The sequence below is a fragment of the Aquimarina sp. AD10 genome (assembly GCF_003443715.1).
In the GTDB taxonomy this organism is placed as follows: Bacteria; Bacteroidota; Bacteroidia; order Flavobacteriales; family Flavobacteriaceae; genus Aquimarina; species Aquimarina aggregata.
The window spans coordinates 4,284,155-4,303,910 of sequence record NZ_CP031965.1; the positions used below are offsets into that span (position 1 = coordinate 4,284,155).

Annotated in this window: 16 protein-coding genes; 9 read left to right on the forward strand and 7 right to left on the reverse strand. The window is 31.7% G+C overall.

Features of this window, described 5'->3' with window-relative positions; translation table 11 throughout:
* Positions 1-5: 5 nt before the first annotated feature.
* From D1816_RS17680 to D1816_RS17695, 4 genes are all read left to right on the forward strand, one after another.
* Positions 6-719, forward strand: a complete 714-nt coding sequence (locus D1816_RS17680; RefSeq protein WP_118504566.1) for a DUF434 domain-containing protein — start codon at positions 6-8, stop codon at positions 717-719.
* A 310-nt stretch (positions 720-1,029) separates the two neighbouring features.
* A complete protein-coding gene (locus D1816_RS17685) occupies positions 1,030-2,064 on the forward strand; it encodes an aldo/keto reductase (RefSeq protein WP_118504568.1) in 1,035 nt (344 codons plus the stop codon).
* Positions 2,065-2,377: 313 nt separating this feature from the next.
* A complete protein-coding gene (locus tag D1816_RS17690) occupies positions 2,378-2,941 on the forward strand; it encodes an RNA polymerase sigma factor (RefSeq protein WP_118504570.1) in 564 nt (187 codons plus the stop codon).
* Positions 2,942-2,944: 3 nt separating this feature from the next.
* Positions 2,945-3,757, forward strand: coding sequence for a tol-pal system YbgF family protein (locus D1816_RS17695; protein ID WP_118504572.1), 813 nt, complete (start codon positions 2,945-2,947; stop codon positions 3,755-3,757).
* 5 nt (positions 3,758-3,762) lie between these two features.
* Here D1816_RS17695 and D1816_RS17700 read toward each other — a convergent pair whose 3' ends face one another.
* Together D1816_RS17700 and D1816_RS17705 are read right to left on the reverse strand one after the other, a co-directional pair.
* Entirely contained in the window at positions 3,763-6,594 is a 2,832-nt protein-coding gene (locus D1816_RS17700) for a CHAT domain-containing protein (protein WP_118504574.1), read from the reverse strand.
* Positions 6,578-7,318: a hypothetical protein gene (locus D1816_RS17705; RefSeq protein WP_118504576.1), complete on the reverse strand. Its 741-nt coding sequence runs from the start codon at positions 7,316-7,318 to the stop codon at positions 6,578-6,580. Before D1816_RS17705 ends, D1816_RS17700 begins: the two co-directional genes overlap by 17 nt.
* A 283-nt stretch (positions 7,319-7,601) precedes the next feature.
* Here D1816_RS17705 and D1816_RS17710 point away from each other — a divergent pair, with 283 nt between their 5' ends.
* Entirely contained in the window at positions 7,602-8,492 is an 891-nt protein-coding gene (locus tag D1816_RS17710; protein WP_147405056.1) for a M57 family metalloprotease, read from the forward strand.
* 79 nt (positions 8,493-8,571) lie between these two features.
* A complete protein-coding gene (locus D1816_RS17715) occupies positions 8,572-9,657 on the forward strand; it encodes a serine protease (protein ID WP_118504580.1) in 1,086 nt (361 codons plus the stop codon).
* Between the two features lie 238 nt (positions 9,658-9,895).
* On the opposite strand, the gene radA is transcribed toward D1816_RS17715, so the two are convergent.
* The 5 genes from radA to panC all read right to left on the reverse strand — a co-directional run bounded on the left by radA (position 9,896) and on the right by panC (position 14,779).
* Positions 9,896-11,263 carry a DNA repair protein RadA gene (gene radA, locus D1816_RS17720; RefSeq protein ID WP_066315693.1) on the reverse strand — a complete coding sequence of 456 codons (1,368 nt, stop codon included), beginning with the start codon at positions 11,261-11,263 and terminating at the stop codon, positions 9,896-9,898.
* A 114-nt stretch (positions 11,264-11,377) separates the two neighbouring features.
* Positions 11,378-12,538, reverse strand: coding sequence for an alpha/beta hydrolase-fold protein (locus tag D1816_RS17725; protein WP_066315694.1), 1,161 nt, complete (start codon positions 12,536-12,538; stop codon positions 11,378-11,380).
* Positions 12,539-12,586: 48 nt separating this feature from the next.
* The gene (locus tag D1816_RS17730; protein WP_240338672.1) at positions 12,587-13,519 is read right to left on the reverse strand and encodes a lysylphosphatidylglycerol synthase transmembrane domain-containing protein; all 933 of its coding nucleotides are present in this window, start codon (positions 13,517-13,519) and stop codon (positions 12,587-12,589) included.
* Between the two features lie 38 nt (positions 13,520-13,557).
* On the reverse strand, positions 13,558-13,908 hold the full coding sequence (gene panD, locus D1816_RS17735; protein WP_066315698.1) for an aspartate 1-decarboxylase: 351 nt from the start codon (positions 13,906-13,908) through the stop codon (positions 13,558-13,560).
* A 19-nt stretch (positions 13,909-13,927) separates the two neighbouring features.
* A complete protein-coding gene (panC, locus tag D1816_RS17740) occupies positions 13,928-14,779 on the reverse strand; it encodes a pantoate--beta-alanine ligase (protein ID WP_118506283.1) in 852 nt (283 codons plus the stop codon).
* Between the two features lie 110 nt (positions 14,780-14,889).
* Between panC and D1816_RS17745 the strand changes: the two genes are divergently transcribed.
* The 3 genes from D1816_RS17745 (at position 14,890) to glmS (ending at position 19,446) form a co-directional block, all read left to right on the forward strand.
* Entirely contained in the window at positions 14,890-15,699 is an 810-nt protein-coding gene (locus D1816_RS17745) for a glycogen/starch synthase (RefSeq protein WP_066315699.1), read from the forward strand.
* 88 nt (positions 15,700-15,787) lie between these two features.
* Positions 15,788-17,572: a DUF4270 domain-containing protein gene (locus D1816_RS17750; protein ID WP_066315700.1), complete on the forward strand. Its 1,785-nt coding sequence runs from the start codon at positions 15,788-15,790 to the stop codon at positions 17,570-17,572.
* A 26-nt stretch (positions 17,573-17,598) separates the two neighbouring features.
* A complete protein-coding gene (gene glmS / locus D1816_RS17755) occupies positions 17,599-19,446 on the forward strand; it encodes a glutamine--fructose-6-phosphate transaminase (isomerizing) (protein ID WP_066315701.1) in 1,848 nt (615 codons plus the stop codon).
* The last annotated feature ends 310 nt before the right edge of the window (positions 19,447-19,756 follow it).

A 19,756-nucleotide genomic window follows, 5' to 3' on the forward strand; every position in this document is an offset into this window, starting at 1 on the left:
TTAGCATGACTACACGAAATAGAGGCAAAGAAGCAAGCGATGATCGTTTATTTGGAGATCTCATTATACAAGAAAAATTAAAAGAGTCTTTAAAAGATATATATTATTTGCTCTCTCGAGGTTTTGCAGAAAAATCAACAGTACAATTAGTTGGTAATCGATATAAACTTAATGCTCGACAACAAAAAGCAATACAAGGGATGAGTGCTGGTACCCAACAAATCATATGGCGTACTGATCATTCTCTATCTCCTGAACAGTTAAAAGACAAAACCCTTATCATCGATGGATTTAATATACTAATCTTATTAGAGAGTGCTTTGTCTGGAGCATATGTGTTTAAAGGTTTAGATGGGTACTATCGCGATTTATCTGGAGTGCATGGAACATACAAACGTGTAAAGAAAACAGAAGAAGCTGTTTTGTTGATAGGACAAACTTTAAATAGATTACAAGTTGCATCAGTGCATTGGTATTTTGATGCTCCGGTTTCAAATAGTGGAAAATTGAAAACAATACTTCGTGAATTAGCAGAGCAAAATAATTTTTCTTGGGATATATATTTGGATAATAACCCCGATAAGGTATTAGCCACATCAGATCATGTTGTGGTAAGTTCTGATGCTTGGATTCTTGACAGAGCTCAAAAGAACTTTAACCTCGGAAAATATTTGATAGAAGGTTGTTTAAACGATATAAATACGATTTTTGCAGAATAATACCTCATAGTAATACTTCCCTCATTCAAAAGATCTGTTCCCTCATTCTTGATTTCATAGCAGACGATTTCATTATACATTTATACTATTCCAACTTAAATATTTGACAAACGAACATGATGAATAGTATTTTTTTGGTTGGTTAGTTGTTAAAGCGGATGTGATAATGGGGTAGTCACATCCGCTTTTTTTGATGATTCAGAAGGTATAGTGAAGTAGTATAATTATTGTGAAAATTTTTACAATAGTTTAAAGCAATACTTTCTATTTTTACAAGCTTTAATGCTATGTAAAAGAAGATTATCAAATAATGAGATACACTACATTACCAAACACAGATATACAAGTTAGTAAGATATGTCTAGGAAGTATGACCTGGGGGCAACAAAATACTGAGGCCGAAGGACATGAGCAATTAGATTATGCAATCGATCAAGGCATAAACTTTATTGATACTGCAGAGATGTATTCTGTGCCAGGAAGAAAAGAAACGCAAGGTAGTACCGAACGTATTATAGGATCATGGTTTGCTAAAAACAAGAATAGAGATAAGGTAATTTTGGCTTCAAAAATCACAGGCCCAAGTCCAACCTTTAGTTATATTCGAGATAATATGGGCTTTTCTAAAGCAGCATTACATGATGCTATACATAAAAATTTAGCGCGTCTTCAAACAGATTATATTGACCTTTATCAGTTACATTGGCCAGAGCGTAATACTAATTTCTTTGGTAAAAGAGGATATACTCATAATGAACATGAACAATGGGAAGATAATTTTAACGAGATATTAATTTCGTTACAAGAGCTAATAAAAGAAGGAAAGATCAGACAAATAGGGATTTCTAATGAAGCTCCTTATGGAGTAATGCGTTTTGTAGAAGAAGCTAGAAAAGGGATGCCAAAAATAAGTACTGTTCAGAACCCTTATAATTTATTAAACAGAAAAGACGAAATAGGGTTAACAGAGGTGTTGCATCGTGAAAATGTAGGGCACTTGGCTTATTCACCTTTAGGTTTCGGGATGTTAACAGGTAAATACCTTGAAGAAATACCAAAAGATTCAAGATTAGATTTGTTTCCAAACTATAATCGTTATATGGGTGAGAATAGTTTTAATGCCACACGACAATATAGCGAGATTGCCAAAAAACACGGTATTAGTTTAACGCAAATGGCATTAGCGTTTGTTACAGATCAATCTTTTGTAACCAGTAATATTATTGGGGCAACTAGCATGGCTCAGCTTAAAGAAAATATTGGTAGTATTGATATCATCCTGTCCGATGAGATTTTAAAGGAGATTGAAGCTGTGCATGAAACGTTTCCTAATCCAGCACCTTGATGATTTATTTACTGAGTTATTTTTTAAGCCAAAGCCTTAGTAATTAATTTCATTATTTAGCAAATAAAATAAAAATATTTCAAGCCATTCTAGAGATAAGAAGGGCTTGTTTTTTTGTGATAAACAAAAACAAATTGTATTGAAATTGAAGTGCTAGAGATCTTAAGGAAGCAATTGCTCTATCCTTAAGAGGTACGAGTGGTGTTTAAACCGTTAGGGGTAGAGGAATATTAAGTTTATATGTAATATATTGTTTGTCATATTTAAAAAAATTAACTTTAAACAAGTTTACTATTTTCCTTAACTACTATTAATGAGTATAGAAAGAGATCAAAAACTGATTGATGCCATTAGCAACGGTTCCAAAAAAGCATTGGAAACTGTTTACGTAGAAAATGAGGATAATTTTCATGGATTTGCTTATAAATATATTAGGTCAAAAGAAGATATTAGTGATATTTATGGAGATTCTATTATTGTTTTTTGGGAGAATGTTTTAGATGGGAAGCTAGTTAAACTTTCAAGTAAAATATCTACATATTTATTTAGTATAGGTAAGTACAAAATATTGAATTATATCAATAAAGACAAGAGAAAAACTGATAGAGAAATAGATTTTGATATTAAAGACATCGATGACCAAATTGAGAATTTCGAATTAGAGCCTAAAGAACTAAATGATGAGGAAGTTTTACTAGAAAAATATTTTGATCAATTAGGAGAACAGTGTAAAAAAATTCTTGTCTTGTTTTATATAAAGGAATTAAGAATCAAAGAAATTCAAAAAAAAGAGAATTATAAATCTTCAGACGTTGTTAAAAGTATGAAATCTAGATGTTTAAAGAAGTTGAAGGAGATAATTGAAAGAGAGGGGTAGAGTATGAAAAGTGAGGAATTGTTAAATAAATATTTTTTAGAAGGCCTTAATAAGGAGGAGATGGAAATTTTCAATCATCTTTTAGAAAACGACCTGAAGTTTAAAAAACAATTTGAGTTGGAAAAAAGTTTGCAATTAATTGTAAAAGGTAAAAGGAGAAAAGTCTTAAAAAATGAAGTATTAAAATTACGATTATCGAATAAACAAAAGAATGATTACATAAATGAAATAGATAAGGAAAGATGGATAGATTCTCTATTGTTTCAAGAGGAAAAAAGTAATAAAAAAACGATTTTTAAAATTCGAAAAGGGATGTATTGGGTTAAATGGGCTGTCGCAGCAAGTATTTTATTTTTTATATCATTCTACTTTTATAATTATAGATTTAATAATGTTTCAGAAAAATTATATGCTTTGCATTTTGAAAAATATCCTAATACCATTTATCCTATTGAAAAAAGTGGGTCTCAAGAAAACTCCATTGAACTAAAGGCTTTTATCGCCTATGAATTAGATAACTTTGAAAAATCAATAGAATTATTTAAACAACTTAAGTCAGAGCAAGACCTTGACTATGTTGACTTCTATATGGGATTATCCTATTTACAAAATGACCAAATAGAGGAATCAAAGAATAGATTTAAAATGGTCATTAAGAGAGATGAAAAGTTTTCGGACGAAGCTCTTTGGTATTTATCTCTGGTGCATCTTAAAAATAATGAAAATAAAAAAGCACTAGTTTCCTTGACAAGGATTGTTAATAATAAATCATATAAACATAAAGAAGCCCAATCTATTAAAAATGCTTTGGAATAATTTTTCTATCTAAATTTTATTTTCCTGATATATAAGAACAGTATTAAAGATAGTAGTAATACAATCCAAAACCAATTCATTACTGAATCCTTTTTAGCGATACTTTCCGTACTTCCATTAAGGGTTATGCCAGACCACCAATAAGGATGAATATAGTCTGTATCACTATATTTTTTTATAAAGTCTGTTTTTGCTAATTGAAGAGCTGTGTGTTTCTTTTTGCCTTTGGAGAGGTATTTATAAAAGCTTATTACAATATCTGAAGAAGATTTATCACTTACTTTCCATTTGGTGCTTAAAATACTAGAAGCTCCTGCATAGAAAAAAGCACGTGATATACTTAACATACCTTCTCCCTTTTTGAATTGTCCTATTCCAGTCTCACAGGCATTTAAGCATACTAATGAAGCATTTAGATCAAGATTATAGATATCTTTTGTCAATAAAGAATCTATTTCTTTATTTTTTGTAAAAACAAGCTGTGATCTTTCAGGATAATTGTCATCTAATATAGAATGGGTTGTTAAATGAATTATGTCAAAAAAAGGACTTTCTTTGACAAAAGAACCAACCGTTGCGTTATCTCCTTCATACAATTTACCATTTAGGAAGGATAGTATCTCTTTAACTTCTTTACTTGAATGTGGTAAATTCACATATTTGCCGGAAAAAAAAGAAGGAGCAAAAACCAGTACTTGTTTATTGTTTTCTTTTTTGGGTTTTAATTTTTGTAATAAAGTGGCAGAATTTGCATAAGTAATTTTGCTTTTTTCGATTAAATATTTTTTACCAGTGTATAAACTTTCAAATGGAATATAATTGAGTATCCCATCAGGAATAATAATTAAATTTTCAACATTTTCAACATTTCTTATTGATTTTATAAGCGATTGATAAATAGAATAAGACTCTTTATTTAATGTTGTAAGATCATATTTTGGATTTTGTAGAGATGTTATAAGTTTTTGAAGTTGCTTTTCAAACCCCTTTTGAATAGGAATCTGCTTAAAATCTTTTTGATCCTTAGAAATTGGAATTATGTATATATATTCTTCATCGTAAAAGTACGATAAAGCCATATCATTCTTATTTAATGTTTTTTGGAACTCTTTAATAGATATAACCTGATCATCATATTTTAAATTGTAGTATCTAGGAAATTTTAACTCGATTTCTTTAATGAAATTTTTATAATTTTCCTCATTTTCCAAAAGTTCCTCATCAAGAGCAATTAGTTCAGAATTTTCATCGGCTAACTGTTTTTTCCTTTTTAGTGTTTTAATTTTATCATTCAGTTGATATTCTTTTTCGTAAACGTATTTTGGTAAGTTTGAAAAGCGATATGCTTTAGCGTTTAGCAATGCTTCTAGTAATACAACATTTTTACCTTTTTCAGATAGATAGAAAGCTTTATCAATAAAACTTTGTTCTCCTGTTTTTTTATAAAGGTTATATGTAATATTGATTCCAGATTCAAAGACAGGATAAAAATTCTCGATTAAAAATTGTTTATCCTCTTCGTTCCAAAAAGAAGATTTAATATTATCAATAACTTCAACTGCTGCTTCAACGGTAGAAAGTGCAGATGGTAATTTCTTTGATTTTTCAAGAGCAATTATTTTTTGGTTTAAAACTTTTAAATATTCATATTTATAATTTACTTCTTTTAATGCAGGATTTTGCAATACATCTCTAGGTTCAAAATTTTCTGACAATAACATAATCGCATTCTTGTAATGTGTCAAACTTTGCATAACATTATTTGATTCTTGTTTAATATCACCTTTAAGTCTATGGACTCTGGCTATTTCTAGGTTTTTGGATTTCGTAGAATCCTGTCTCAAAAAGTGTAAAGTAGTATCCAAAGAAATTAGAGCTTTTTCATATTCCTTATTTAAAAATTGAATCTTACCTAAAATGTAATGATAACGATAAAGCAAAGGATCTGGATTTTTTAGGTTATTATGACTAATGGAAAGATAATATTTGGCGCTATCCAAAAGAGACGAGGCTTTGTTTTTTTGATACCATTTTAGATAATTATTGGCAATTGTGTAACATTTTGTAACGACTCTATTTTTTGATTCTTCTCCAGTACTTATTTCTTTCTTCAAACTCCTTTGAATAAACGATAATGCACTTTTATATCGCCCTTGTTCAATATAAAGATCCCCTAATAAAGTATAGGTTTGTTGAGCAAAATCAGTTCCTATTTCTTGAAGTGTATAATTTAGACTAAGATTATATAATTTCTCAGCTTTTGTATACTCACCCCAGAATTTATAGGCTAATGCCTCATATTCTAGAGCTACACTAAAGTATTTTTTTTCTTCTATGGTACGAAGAGAATCTGGTATTTTAGAAATACTATTTCTTAAGTCAATAGCAAGTTCTTTAACACGATCATAGCTTCGTAACTTTTTCCAATAATTAATTTTATCAACTTGATGATGATGAATAACTTTTCTTCCCTCTGGTATTGAATCAAAATAAGAGTTTTGATACTCAAATATGGTGTCTCCTCTTTTAATATAGAAATCCAGTTTTTTTAAATCATAATGCCAACTAGAGGTACTATTTAACTGTTGGATCAAATAAATACAAAAAAGCCAATTTTCTTGTTTTTTGAATATTTCATAAGATTTATCAAAATAAAAAAGGGAAGAATCTTTTTCTTTATATTTTAGATTAACCCCTTTTTCATAGTATTGTTCAGCTTTAAATAGTAACGAATCTTTGTTATTCTGAGAATAAGTTTTACTATAGGCTCCGATCAAAAGGATTGTTAGTATTACTTTTGCTATATATTCGATCAAAAAATTATTGAGGTCTAACATAAAAAGATTTGTTTCTTAATGTTCCACTAATATTCCTAATTTTTATTTGAGCGACACCATAAATTTTATTTTGAAATGAAATAGGATAAGCGACATAACCAGAAACTCCTTCTATGTAATGTTTTTCATTTATAGAGCCTCCCACCTTGTTGCCTTTTTGATCTAATATTACGATCTCCTTGTAAAATTCATTAAACGGACGAATTACATATTTTAATCGATTGATACGATTCCATTTGTCATTACAGTGGCCTGTACTACAGCCTCTGGGTGGTTCTACAGATCCGATTTCAGATCTTACTATATCACAAATTTCTTCTTTAGTGCATAAATTTATAAAGCAACCTTCTCTACTAGGCTTAATAATACATATGTCTGATAATTGAGAAGGGTTTTCAATTTTATCTTTAATGTTATTTTTGGAAGCCCTTCGATTTTTAGAGCTTGCCTGAGAATTACTATTGCTAGACCCAGATATAAATAAGAACTCCTTGTCATTTATTGAAGAAAAAGATATTTTATTAACTCGTCTTAATTCCTCGGGATTCATAGGAAGCTTTGGTTTAATTAACTTGCTATCAGGGATTACTGGTTTTCTAATGTGGTCAATAGAGATTCCGTTTGATAGTTGTCCCTTCGATTTACCTTGATGTTTCTGTGCATAGCAACTTAACGTTAATACTAGTAGAATGAGAAAATGCGGTTTTATAAAAAAAGTTTTCATTGTGTATGTTTTTTATAGTTGGTTATTAATAATTGAATCAAAAAAAAGTAAACATAATTTAGTAATAATATTTCTTTTTTTATGAGAAATTTCAAAATTTATAAGATTGTAAACCTCTATTTCACAATGACTTAATTTCATTTTCTAACGAAATAAAATAGTTCTCACAATCTTTGATTTTTTATCCTTTGTTTACTTTTTAGTGCAAATTGTATTAACTGGTATATTTCGAAATTTTAATGATTGCGCAATCATCAGTATTAATTTAAAATCAAAAAGTATTATGAAAACTTTAAAATTGAAAAAGAGTTCTTGCCCATTTAATCGGGAACTTTTCTTAAGATTTAATTTAAAATTGGGGTTGATCTTTATGTGTTTGTTTATTTTTTCTTGTGATTCAGAAGAAATTAATGAATCCATAGAGCAGATTAAACAACCTACAAAGGAGCAATTAGATAAGCTTGACAAGATGGGAGTTAATAACAAGAATGTAGCTATTGAGGAAATTACATTACTTGACGGATCAAAAGAAGAATATTTCATAACAGAAGATATTCGAATTCCAATAAATGAAATAGAGTCATATCCTGATTTAGAACCTTTAGAGAATGGAGACAAGCAATATAGAACTTCAAACTTGGTTTCGTCAGCAAATAGAACTATTAATATTTTAGGGTATACAGGTGATGGATTTGAGTTAACCAGTAAAATGCAAACAGCTTTACGCTGGGCTGTATTTAACTATAACCGATTAGATACAAGTTTAATATTTAATTTAACATTTGGTGTTGACTACGGCCGTGCTGATATGGTTGTATATAAGTATGGTACGACTTTAGCTGGTGGTCAGGCTGAATTTCCTACAAATTCTGGAAAACCAGGGAAATTTATTCAAATTTTTGCAGGGACTGATTCTTTTAGTACCAATTTGGTTGAGCATGTTATAACACACGAAATTGGGCACGGAATAGGATTTAGACATCAAGATTGGTTTGATAGACAAAGTTGTGGTACTATTACAACTTCTGCTCCACCAGTCGAATCTCCTGCCATATGGATTCCAGAGACCCCCATAGCAACCAATGAAGATTCTATAATGCTAGCTTGTTTTAATGGTACTGAAGACGGGGAATTCAGTGATTCTGATGTTGTTGCATTAGAAATCTTGTATTAACAGAATTTATTCAAATTTTATAAAATTAGGTTCTTCAGGAACCATACATCAAACAATTTTTTTAACAAAATAAATAGTCATGAAACAAAATAATAAAATAAAAGAAATAGAAGAAGTATTAGCTCATTTCGGGAGAGATAAAATTGCAGAAGTAATGGGAAATATGCAGGAAAAGGAATTACCTGTTTTGAAAACCAAAGATTTACCAGATCCTGGATCTGAGATCAAAGAAGGTACTGATAGCTGTGTGGCCTACGAAGATTTAGATTATTTGGAACGTATAATTGACCGTAGAAATTTTCTGCCCGCAAGCTTTTTAGAGGAAGGAGCGATAACTCAAAAAGCTGTTGCGAGAATAGCTTTTAGAGAAAGTTATGGCGGTTTTAGAGCTGGTGATGGTTGGGCTACTGGGTTTATGGTTTCTCCTTCTTTGCTTTTAACCAATAATCATGTAATTTCTTCAAAATCATTTGCTAAAAAATTAGTAGCACAGTTTAATTATCAAAATGATTTATCTGGTAACCCATTAGCTATTGATGCATATACATTTGATCCGGATGATGTTTTTTACACAAATAGAAATTTGGACTGTACACTTATTCGGGTAAATAAAAAATGCTACTATAGCTTTTCAAAATTTAATCTGGATCTTTTACCAGAAACAGTTATAGATCGAGAACATGAATATACTCCAAACCCTTTAGATCCAGTAGATAGGGGAATAAATATAGGCCAACCCAATATTCCTTTAGGTGATTGGGTAAATAATTGGGGACGGGTATGTACTTTTCCTGGTAAAAAATGGGGATTTGTTAAACTGAAAAAAAGAGTGAAATATACCAAAAATCAATTTTTGAATATTGTTCAACACCCAAGGGCAAGAAGAAAAGAGGTAGCACTTCAAGAAAATACAATAACAAATATATTTTCAAATAAAATTCGCTACACTACAGATACTGAACCAGGTTCATCAGGTTCTCCAGTTTTTAATAATTTTTGGGATGTAGTTGCACTACATCACGCTGCAGGAGAATGGGACAATAGTAGTAATAAGTGGATAAGTAACCAAGGCATAAGAATTGATAAAATAATAAAAGCCTTACACACAAATTACGACGGTACCATAGCAGGAAGAAAAATCCTGTCTGAACTTGGAATTCTATAACGTATAAGTTTAATTTTTTTATTGCCTATGAGTATACTTTTATATCCATAGGCAATTTAATTTTTGTTTCTCTTTACATATAAATTATAATCAAAAAAAAGCCTCATCTCATTCTTAAACTTTGCCAATTCTCTTCCTTTTGTTTTATTCTCATAAATGATCTTTCGAAAGATTTTGATAGATAACAATTAAAACCAACCCAACACATATATGGCTATCTACAAAAATCGGATACCTATCACCCAAACAAATGCTCTACAACATCTTCAATTTTAGCAACTAACTGAATTTGAATCTGGGTGTTTTGTAAAGAAATTTTATTGTATTTAGAGACAAAAATGGTCGAAAATCCTAGTTTTTCAGCCTCTTGTATACGTTGTTCTACTTTGGTTACAGGGCGTATTTCTCCGGCAAGGCCTACTTCTGCAGCAAAACAATGGTCTTTCTGGATAGGGATATCTTCACTAGAGGATAATATGGCAGCAACTACCGCAAGATCTATAGCGGGATCATCTACAGAGATACCTCCCGTAATATTTAAAAAAACATCTTTGGCACCAAGTCTAAAGCCTGCTCGCTTTTCTAAAACAGCTAGGATCATATTAAGACGTTTTAGATTATACCCTGTTGCACTACGTTGAGGTGTGCCATATACAGCTGTGCTCACAAGGGCTTGGATTTCGATCATTAAAGGTCTCATGCCTTCTAGGGTAGATGCGATAGCCGTACCACTTAATTCTTCATCTTTTTTAGAAATTAAGATCTCGCTAGGATTGCTAACTTCTCGCAATCCACTGCCCTGCATTTCATAGATACCCAACTCAGATGTAGATCCAAAACGATTTTTTAAAGCTCTTAAAATTCGGTAAACATGATTGCGATCTCCTTCGAATTGAAGAACAGTATCCACCATATGTTCCAGAATCTTTGGTCCTGCTATGTTTCCATCTTTTGTAATATGCCCAATTAGAATAACAGGTGTTGCGGTTTCTTTAGCAAATTTGATGAGCTCTGTGGTGCATTCTCTGATTTGTGAAATGCTTCCTGCACTACTTTCTATATAGTCACTATGTAGGGTTTGTATAGAATCAATAATAACAATATCAGGAGTAGTAGCTTCAATTTGCTTAAAAATATTTTGTGTTTTAGTTTCGGTAAGGATAAAGCAGTTGTCTGTTTTAGAATCAATACGTTCTGCACGCATCTTGATTTGTTTTTGACTTTCCTCACCAGAAACATAAAGTGTCTTATACGGTAATTTTAAACTTATTTGCAGTAAAAGAGTGCTTTTTCCGATACCGGGTTCACCACCTAATAAAGTTAATGAACCAGGCACTAATCCTCCACCGAGAACACGATTCAACTCTGCATCATCAGTGTTATACCTTGCTTCTTGACTAGTGTCAATTTCAGAAATACGAAGAGGGGTAGCAGTTTTATTGATTTTTGAAGCAGAAGTTGCGTTTTTCCAATCGTTTTTTTCTGCTTTTTGAACTACTTCTTCGGCAATTGTATTCCACTCTTTGCAAGATGTACATTGCCCTTGCCATTTAGCATATTGAGCTCCACAGTTTTGACAGAAAAAAACAGTTTTGGTTTTGGCCATAAAAAACAAGATGAGATGTAAAAATACTATTATTTGACTTTAAACCTAAAGTAGTGTTGACAAAAAAAAGATCCTTACAAAGGACCTTTTTTTCTATTTATGATTTTTGGTGATTTACCAGCCAAAATCTTCTTTAATTTTATTAACCTTATCTAGCATATAGTCCTTTGTTAAGAAAGCTACCTCTGATAATTGGAAACCATTTTCATAAGCTCTCATTGCCTTTTTAGGTTCGCCAGTCTGCTCGTAAAATATGCCTAGATAATAATGCCCAAGCATAGTGTCTGGATGTTCTTTTATTGCCAATTTCCCTAGAGGTTCAAGTTCTTTCCATCTTTCGTCTTCGTCTCTAGCTTTTTTTTCTATAGCTGTAGATACTGCTATAAAATCATTTACTCGTATTTCTCTCTTAATACCGTATAGTTGCTCTGTTGTTCTATACATATCTACCAGATAGTCGTATACAGAAGTTTCTAGAGGAAGTAATACTTCTTTGTATGTCTTTTTGCTTATTGGACGATACATTTCGAACATTGCCTCTAGAGCTCTAGGAATTCCTCTACCAACTAGGGTGTAATGAGAAGATTCTTCAAAATTATCAAAGAAGTAATGAGTTTCCAGATTTTCTACAGTTTGCATTTTCTCGTCTAATGCTAAAACGCTTTTTTTAATCCCTTCAGCATCATTTGTAGCAGTGGCAAGATAGTACCAAATATCAGAACCAGAAGCTATTTTGCTAGAGATTCGCTCTGCCATTGGCGGAGCTAGCTCTGGACTTAAACAAACGTATCCTTGAAATATAGGGTTGTCTTTAAATAAAAAGTAATTCAAAAAATTTGCCGTATAATCATGACCAACAATGATCTTTAATTGAGCAGTACGATAGGTTTGATTTAGGTAGGGTACTAATTCTTGCCCTATAAACTCATAAAATTCTGAACCTTTAAGAGTAGGTAAGAATTCTGCCGTATCATACTCACAATCATTTTCTCTTGTTTTTTTCTGATTTACCCCAACCACAATAGATTCTGGCATATCTTCCCAGTAGGAAAAATAGTCTACATTACCTGCAACAGGTTCAAATAGGTAGTCAGCATCTAATACAATGATCAACGGATATGTTTTTTTTACATTTTTTTTATAATTACGAGGCAACTGGATTTTTAGTTCTCGACTTTGATCTAGTTTTATTGATCTAAAAGACTCGTAGATAGCCTGACTATAACCAGAAACGGTTATTATACAAGCAATAATAAGAGTTATACTTTTTTTCATAAGTAATAGAATTAAGGTTAAGCAAGGGACAATATATAAATAATTTTGTTATCTCTCTCGGTTAATAATGGGCAGAAACAAAAAGGATAACGCACCAATAATTATATTTATTGCGGTTTGTGATCCCCATAATATCCATCCGAAAGCCTCTCCAGATGGCTTGTCTATGTCGAATAATAGTAAAATAGCGGCAATTGCAACAGGAAATGCTCCTATACCTCCATTAGTAAAAGTCATAGCAAATGATCCTGCTACGAATGTAGCAAGTATAGGTCCTAGTGATAGTGAAGCTGTTTCAGGAATGGTGAATTTGATCACATAAAACATTGCGACATATAAAATCCAAATTAAAGCAGTATGAAAAATAAACGCTCCTTTTTGTTTTATATTGGTGATTGTTTTTACCCCTTCTAAAATACCATTGCCAAAATCACGAAGCTTAGCGAGAATTGGATTTTTTGAGGTTTTTATAATTCTTAAGAAAATAATACCTGCAAATAATAGACCGCCTAGTACTGCCAGATATATAAATGGGCTTGCAATTTTTTCTTGTAAATACGTTAATAAATATTCAGATTGAAAAAGAAGAGTTATGCCTATAATAAGTAATAGCATAAGTAAATCAATTACTCTTTCTGATATAATGGTGCCAAATGCTTTTTTAAAAGGAATGCCTTCATAAGTCGAGATTGTACCACCACGAAGAATTTCTCCAGATCTCGGTATTCCGAGATTAGCTAAATAGCCTATCATTAATGCCATAAAACTATTAGATACTTTAATAGAATATCCTAAAGGTTCTAGTAAAAATTTCCAACGATAAGCTCTGGAAAGATGAGAAAGAATCCCCATAGTAAGTGATAATATAATCCATTTAGGATCAGCTTGCAATATGTACTCTAATGTTTTTTGTCGCTCCTCGGGAGTAGCAGAATGTATAGAATACCAAATTAAAAAAACTCCCAGAATAAGTGGGAGCACTATTTTAATTAGTTTTACAAGTTTAGGATTCACGTTACTTACGTTAGTAAATTATTTTCCTCATTAGGGAAAAGAAGTTTAGGTTTAAAATCCTTGGCTTTTTCGATATCCATCATAGCATATGTGATTAATATCAATACGTCACCTTTTGCTACTTTTCTAGCTGCAGCTCCATTTAACGTGATTTCACCACTATTTCTAGGTCCTGGTATCGCATACGTTTCTAGTCGTTCTCCATTATTGTTGTTGACGATCTGCACTTTTTCTCCTTCGATGATATTGGCGGCATCCATTAGGTCTTCATCAATAGTGATACTACCTATATAATTTAGATCAGCACCAGTAACTTTAACGCGATGAATTTTTGATTTTACTACGTGTACAAACATGTTACAAAGTTAGTTATTTTTAATTTAGGGCAATATTATCTATGAGTCTTATTTTACCAGCAAATACTGCAATAAATGCTCTATATTTTGTTTCTTTTTGTTTTTGCTTAATAGATTTTAAGTCAGACACCTTAGCAATTTCAAAATATTCTAGTGTAAGCACCTCATTGTTCTCAAATTGTTTAGATACCCATTCATCTAGTTTAGTAACACTTTTTGTGCCAAAGTCTTTTTGTACTTGTTTGAGTGTCTTATAGATAATAGGTGCGGTTTTTAGCTGCAGCTCGTTTAACCTTTTGTTTCTTGAGCTTAAGGCTAATCCACTTTCCTCCCGATAAATAGGACAACCAATAATCTGTATTTTCATTTTTTCAATCTCAACCAATTTTTTCACAATTTGTAACTGCTGAAAATCTTTTTCACCAAAATATGCCTTTGTAGGAGAGACTATAGTAAACAAATGTTTGAGTACAGTTCCTACGCCGTCAAAATGTCCAGGGCGAAATTTCCCTTCCATTTCATGTTCTAATCCATGAAAATCATACGAAATCGAAGAGACTTGCTCGGCATACACTTCTTCAGGTTTAGGAGCAAAAACTACAATGTTATTAGACGATAAACTTGATAAAAGCTTAACATCTGATGTTAAAGTTCTTGGGTAATTCACTAAATCTTCAGAGTTATTAAATTGTGTAGGGTTCACAAATATGCTAACAATCACAATATTATTTTCTTGAATTGCTCGCTCTACTAATGCAAGATGACCTTTGTGTAAGGCTCCCATAGTAGGCACAAAACCTATAGTTTTCTGCTTTTTTTTAAGACTTGCAACATAGTTTATAATGTCTCGTCTTTTTTCGTGTACCTGCATTGGTCTATAACTTAAAGGGTGCAAAAATAAGATATTACTAGCAGACTGCATAAATTTTCGTAATTTTGCAAAATTAATTCCACAAGGAGGACGATAAAAGTATCGATTATATGAAAGATAAGAGGATATTGTATGTATCATCAGAAGTAATACCTTACCTACCAGAGACCGAAATCTCGTCAATGTCTTTTGAAGCACCAAGGATGGTGAACAGCAAAGGAGGGCAAATACGAATTTTTATGCCTAGATATGGCAATATTAACGAAAGAAGACACCAATTGCATGAGGTGATCCGTCTTTCGGGAATGAATCTGGTAATAAACGATTTGGATATGCCTTTAATTATTAAAGTAGCTTCCATACCAAAAGAGCGTATGCAAGTTTATTTTATTGATAATGAGGACTATTTTAAAAGAAAAGCTACGCTTACTGACGAGGATGGCAATTTGTTTCCAGATAATGACGAACGCGCAATCTTTTTTGCTAAGGGAGTTATTGAAACTGTGAAAAAATTGAATTGGTCTCCAGATGTAATTCATGTTCATGGGTGGTTAGCATCTCTTTTACCGTTATATCTTAAAAATTATTATGCAAATGAACCATTATTTGGACATAGCAAGATAGTTACCTCGGTATACGATCATGGTTATGAAGGTATTTTGGATAAGAATATGATGGGTAAAGTCAAGTTTGATGGAATCGATGAAGAGAAAATTAGCGTTCTAGAGCAGCCAACATATAATAATGTTATGAAAGTTGCTATAGATAACTCTGATGCTGTAATTGTAGGATCAGAGAAAATTCCTGATGAGCTTGTAAAATATTTAGAAAATGTAGACCAGCCTGTACTAGAATATAAACAACCAGATGAATTTGCGGATGCCTACGAAGCCTTCTATCAAACAGAAGTATTGGTATAATTAAAATAATATGAGCTACTATGCTTATAAATTTTAATATAAATTCTATCTGTAGAGTAAGAACAACAGATATAAATTAATGAAATTGATGAACGCTTTAATTAGAATAACAACAATTGTTGTTGTTATATGTACTTTTTTATCTTGTGATGATGATTTTAATTCGGTTGGTAGCGAAGTTATAGGAGGAATAAATTTTGAAGATCGACAATATATAGCAAGACCAGTAGCGTATAGCAAAAAGTTTGATAGAGTTCAAACAGGAAACTTGACATATACTCAGAATACTCAACCAATTAATCATGCTAGATTATTGGGAGTGTATAATGACCCGGTTTACGGTCAGACTACATATGGGATTTTATCTCAACTTATCCCAAGCCAGTTTAATCCACAGTTTGGGAATAATCCTGTTTTAGATAGTGTGGTTGTGAGTATACCGTACATAAGTACAAGAACAGAAACAAGACAAGTTGATGTTACACTTACTCAACCTGATGGTACTACTGTTGATGTCACAGAAAATGAGACTGTCTATACCTTAGATTCTATATATCAAAGCAATCCTTTTAAATTATCAATTTATCAATCAAATTATTTTTTAAGAGATTTTGATCCTGCTACAAACGATAGACAGATATACTATTCTAATGATATAGAGAGTTTTGGTGCCGCAGTTGAAGGGACTTTATTATATAGTAATGATAATTTTGTGCCATCTGCATCAGAGGTAATTACTACCGTTCCTGATGATGGTGGTAGCGATGATAATACAGCACCTGATAGAACTAGAATACCGCCTCAATTAAGAGTGGCATTTAAAGATGATCCTACTGTTGCTGGTAACCCGGGAAAAGTTGTTTTAGACAGTTTTAAAGCACAATTTTTAGATAAAGAAGATGGTATAGAGTTAAGTAATCAAGATAATTTCAATAACTTTTTTAGAGGTATTTACCTCAAAGCTGAAGCTGTAAGTGATTCTGGTAATTTACTATATTTGAATTCTCAGGGTATCACTTTTACACTACATTATACAAATGATGGGGCTAATGATAGCGATGGTAATCCGACAAGGGATGAGGAAGTACTTACTTTAACATTTGGCGGTACTATTGTTAATGATATTAGAACAGATTTTGAACCCACTATAGCCGAAGAGTTAAAATCAGAAAATCAGGATAAAGTTAATGGAGAAGAAAAGCTATATCTTAAAGGAGGAGATGGCTCATATGCAGTACTTGATCTGTTTAATAAATATGTAGAAACAGATGCTGATGGTGATTTTGTGTTAGATCAGGATGGAGGACCTGTTTTTATTGATAACCCTACAGACGCTCAAAAGGTAAAGACAGAACTGGATTTTTTAAGAAGTAGAGATTGGTTGATAAATGATGCAAGTTTTAAATTCTATATAGATCAAGATGCACTTAATATTAATGATCCTGAATTAGAACCAGAGAGAATTTATATTTTTAATCTAGAGACAGGAGCAATTATAGCAGATTATACTCTAGATGTCACTTTTAGATTAGTAGATTTTAATACACCATTAAATTCTATACCTAATCATTTAGGTAGAATTACTAGAGATTCTGATGATGCAGGAGATTTTTATAGAATAAGAATTACACAACACATCATTAATCTTTTAAATGATAATGATCTTGATAATATTAAATTTGGTGTTTGTATCTCACAAAATGTAAACGCAGTTACAAGTGTCGTAGGAGACACAGCAACAAATATAGATGAGATTATCCCTACCTCATCCATAGTTTCTCATGAAGGAACAATTCTTTTTGGTAATGGAGCAGGTGTTCCCGAAGCAAAAAGTTTAAAACTTGATATTTTTTATACAGAGTCTAAAAACTAACTAAATTAACCGGAAAAAAATAAATCATGTGTGGAATAGTAGGATATATAGGTCATAGAGAAGCCTATCCAATTGTTTTAAAAGGATTAAAAAGATTGGAGTATAGAGGGTATGATTCAGCAGGAATTGCTCTTTATGATGGTAATGAGATTAAATTGTCAAAAACCAAAGGTAAAGTTGTTGATCTAGAAGAAAGACTAGTTAAAGAAATACCAACAAAAGGTAATATTGGGATAGGTCATACTCGATGGGCAACACATGGTGTTCCCAATGATGTAAATTCACATCCTCACTATTCTAATTCAGGTAATCTAGTAATTATTCATAATGGTATTATCGAGAATTATGAATCACTTCGTAAAGAGTTATCTAATAGAGGGTATTCGTTTACTTCGGAAACAGATACAGAGGTATTGGTTAACTTAATAGAAGATGTTAAAACTAAAGAAAATGTCAAGCTGGGAAAAGCTGTTCAAATAGCTTTGAATCAGACTGTAGGAGCTTATGCAATTGCTGTTTTTGATAAAGAAAAGCCAGATGAAATTGTAGTAGCAAGACTAGGAAGTCCTTTGGCTATAGGCGTTGGAGAGGATGAGTTTTTTATTGCTTCTGATGCTTCGCCATTTTTAGAATACACAAATAATGCTATATACCTTGAAGATGGGGAAATGGCAATTGTTAGAAGAGATAAAAAAGTAAAGGTAAGGAAGATAAAAGATGATAGCATTATAGAACCATATCTTCAGGAGCTACAGATCAACCTTGAGCAAATAGAAAAAGGTGGATATGACCATTTTATGCTTAAAGAGATTTATGAACAACCTAATGCGATTAGTGATACCTACAGAGGTAGAATGAGAGTTGCAGAAGGTATTATTAAAATGGCTGGTATCGATGATAATTTAGCAAAACTTCTTAATGCTAAACGTATTATTATTATTGCCTGCGGAACTTCATGGCATGCAGGTCTAGTTGCAGAATATATTTTTGAAGAATTAGTAAGACTTCCTGTTGAAGTAGAATATGCTTCAGAATTTAGATATCGAAACCCTGTTATTCATCAAGATGATGTTGTTATAGCAATATCTCAAAGTGGTGAAACTGCGGATACCATGGCAGCGATAAAACTAGCCAAAGAAAATGGAGCTTTTGTTTTTGGGGTTTGTAATGTGGTTGGATCATCTATATCTAGAGAAACGCACGCAGGAGCCTATACTCATGCTGGACCTGAAATAGGAGTAGCTTCAACAAAAGCATTTACAACACAAATCACAATTCTTTCATTAATTGCTTTAAAATTAGCAGAGAGAAAAGGAACAATATCAAATAGCAATTTCCATTACTATTTGCAAGAACTTGAAAGAATACCTGAAAAAGTAAAACTAGCCTTAGAATCGAATGAGCATATTAAGGATATCGCTAGAACATATAAAGATGCAAAGAATTTCTTGTATTTAGGAAGAGGGTACAATTTTCCAGTTGCATTAGAAGGAGCATTAAAGCTAAAAGAGATTTCCTATATTCATGCAGAAGGTTACCCTGCTGCAGAAATGAAACATGGGCCGATTGCTCTTATAGATGAGCAAATGCCTGTAGTGGTTATTGCTACTAAAAAAGGTCATTACGAGAAAGTAGTTAGTAATATTCAAGAAATCAAATCTCGAAAAGGAAAGATTATAGGTATAGTTACAGAAGGAGATGTTACCGTAAAAGGATTGGCAGATCATGTGATCGAAATACCAGAAACTGAAGAATTTTTGACGCCACTACTTTCAACAATACCATTACAGTTATTATCTTATCATATAGCCGTAATGTTAGACAAGAATGTTGATCAACCTAGAAACTTGGCAAAATCTGTAACGGTTGAATAAAAGTATCTTGCTCCTTTAGAAAAACGTTGAAAACCGCCTTTTTGGCGGTTTTTCTTTATATATAAATAGATTTTGTTGCTTTTTATAGGTGTTTTTATTCGTTTAAATAGATAAGTTTAGATATGTTGGATTAATTGATGTTTTTTGAAATATTTTTCCTAAATTTAAATACATGCCTATTAGTCAGTTACTTACATGAAATTAAGGTTTAAAGAAAACTTAATTTTTTATAATTACCTTAACATTTATAATCGCTAAACAACATTTTTTAACGTTAAAAAGCAATTTAACTTTGTTTTTAATCAAAAAA

What these genes read in the sequence shown, in the direction of transcription:
- D1816_RS17680 (WP_118504566.1), top strand. Translation starts at nt 6, where the DNA reads ATGACTACACGAAATAGAGGCAAAGAAGCAAGCGATGATCGTTTATTT.
- D1816_RS17685 (WP_118504568.1), top strand. Translation starts at nt 1,030, where the DNA reads ATGAGATACACTACATTACCAAACACAGATATACAAGTTAGTAAGATA.
- D1816_RS17690 (WP_118504570.1), top strand. Translation starts at nt 2,378, where the DNA reads ATGAGTATAGAAAGAGATCAAAAACTGATTGATGCCATTAGCAACGGT.
- D1816_RS17695 (WP_118504572.1), top strand. Translation starts at nt 2,945, where the DNA reads ATGAAAAGTGAGGAATTGTTAAATAAATATTTTTTAGAAGGCCTTAAT.
- D1816_RS17700 (WP_118504574.1), bottom strand. Translation starts at nt 6,594, where the DNA reads ATGTTAGACCTCAATAATTTTTTGATCGAATATATAGCAAAAGTAATA.
- D1816_RS17705 (WP_118504576.1), bottom strand. Translation starts at nt 7,318, where the DNA reads ATGAAAACTTTTTTTATAAAACCGCATTTTCTCATTCTACTAGTATTA.
- D1816_RS17710 (WP_147405056.1), top strand. Translation starts at nt 7,602, where the DNA reads ATGAAAACTTTAAAATTGAAAAAGAGTTCTTGCCCATTTAATCGGGAA.
- D1816_RS17715 (WP_118504580.1), top strand. Translation starts at nt 8,572, where the DNA reads ATGAAACAAAATAATAAAATAAAAGAAATAGAAGAAGTATTAGCTCAT.
- radA (WP_066315693.1), bottom strand. Translation starts at nt 11,263, where the DNA reads ATGGCCAAAACCAAAACTGTTTTTTTCTGTCAAAACTGTGGAGCTCAA.
- D1816_RS17725 (WP_066315694.1), bottom strand. Translation starts at nt 12,538, where the DNA reads ATGAAAAAAAGTATAACTCTTATTATTGCTTGTATAATAACCGTTTCT.
- panD (WP_066315698.1), bottom strand. Translation starts at nt 13,908, where the DNA reads ATGTTTGTACACGTAGTAAAATCAAAAATTCATCGCGTTAAAGTTACT.
- panC (WP_118506283.1), bottom strand. Translation starts at nt 14,779, where the DNA reads ATGCAGGTACACGAAAAAAGACGAGACATTATAAACTATGTTGCAAGT.
- D1816_RS17745 (WP_066315699.1), top strand. Translation starts at nt 14,890, where the DNA reads ATGAAAGATAAGAGGATATTGTATGTATCATCAGAAGTAATACCTTAC.
- D1816_RS17750 (WP_066315700.1), top strand. Translation starts at nt 15,788, where the DNA reads ATGAACGCTTTAATTAGAATAACAACAATTGTTGTTGTTATATGTACT.
- glmS (WP_066315701.1), top strand. Translation starts at nt 17,599, where the DNA reads ATGTGTGGAATAGTAGGATATATAGGTCATAGAGAAGCCTATCCAATT.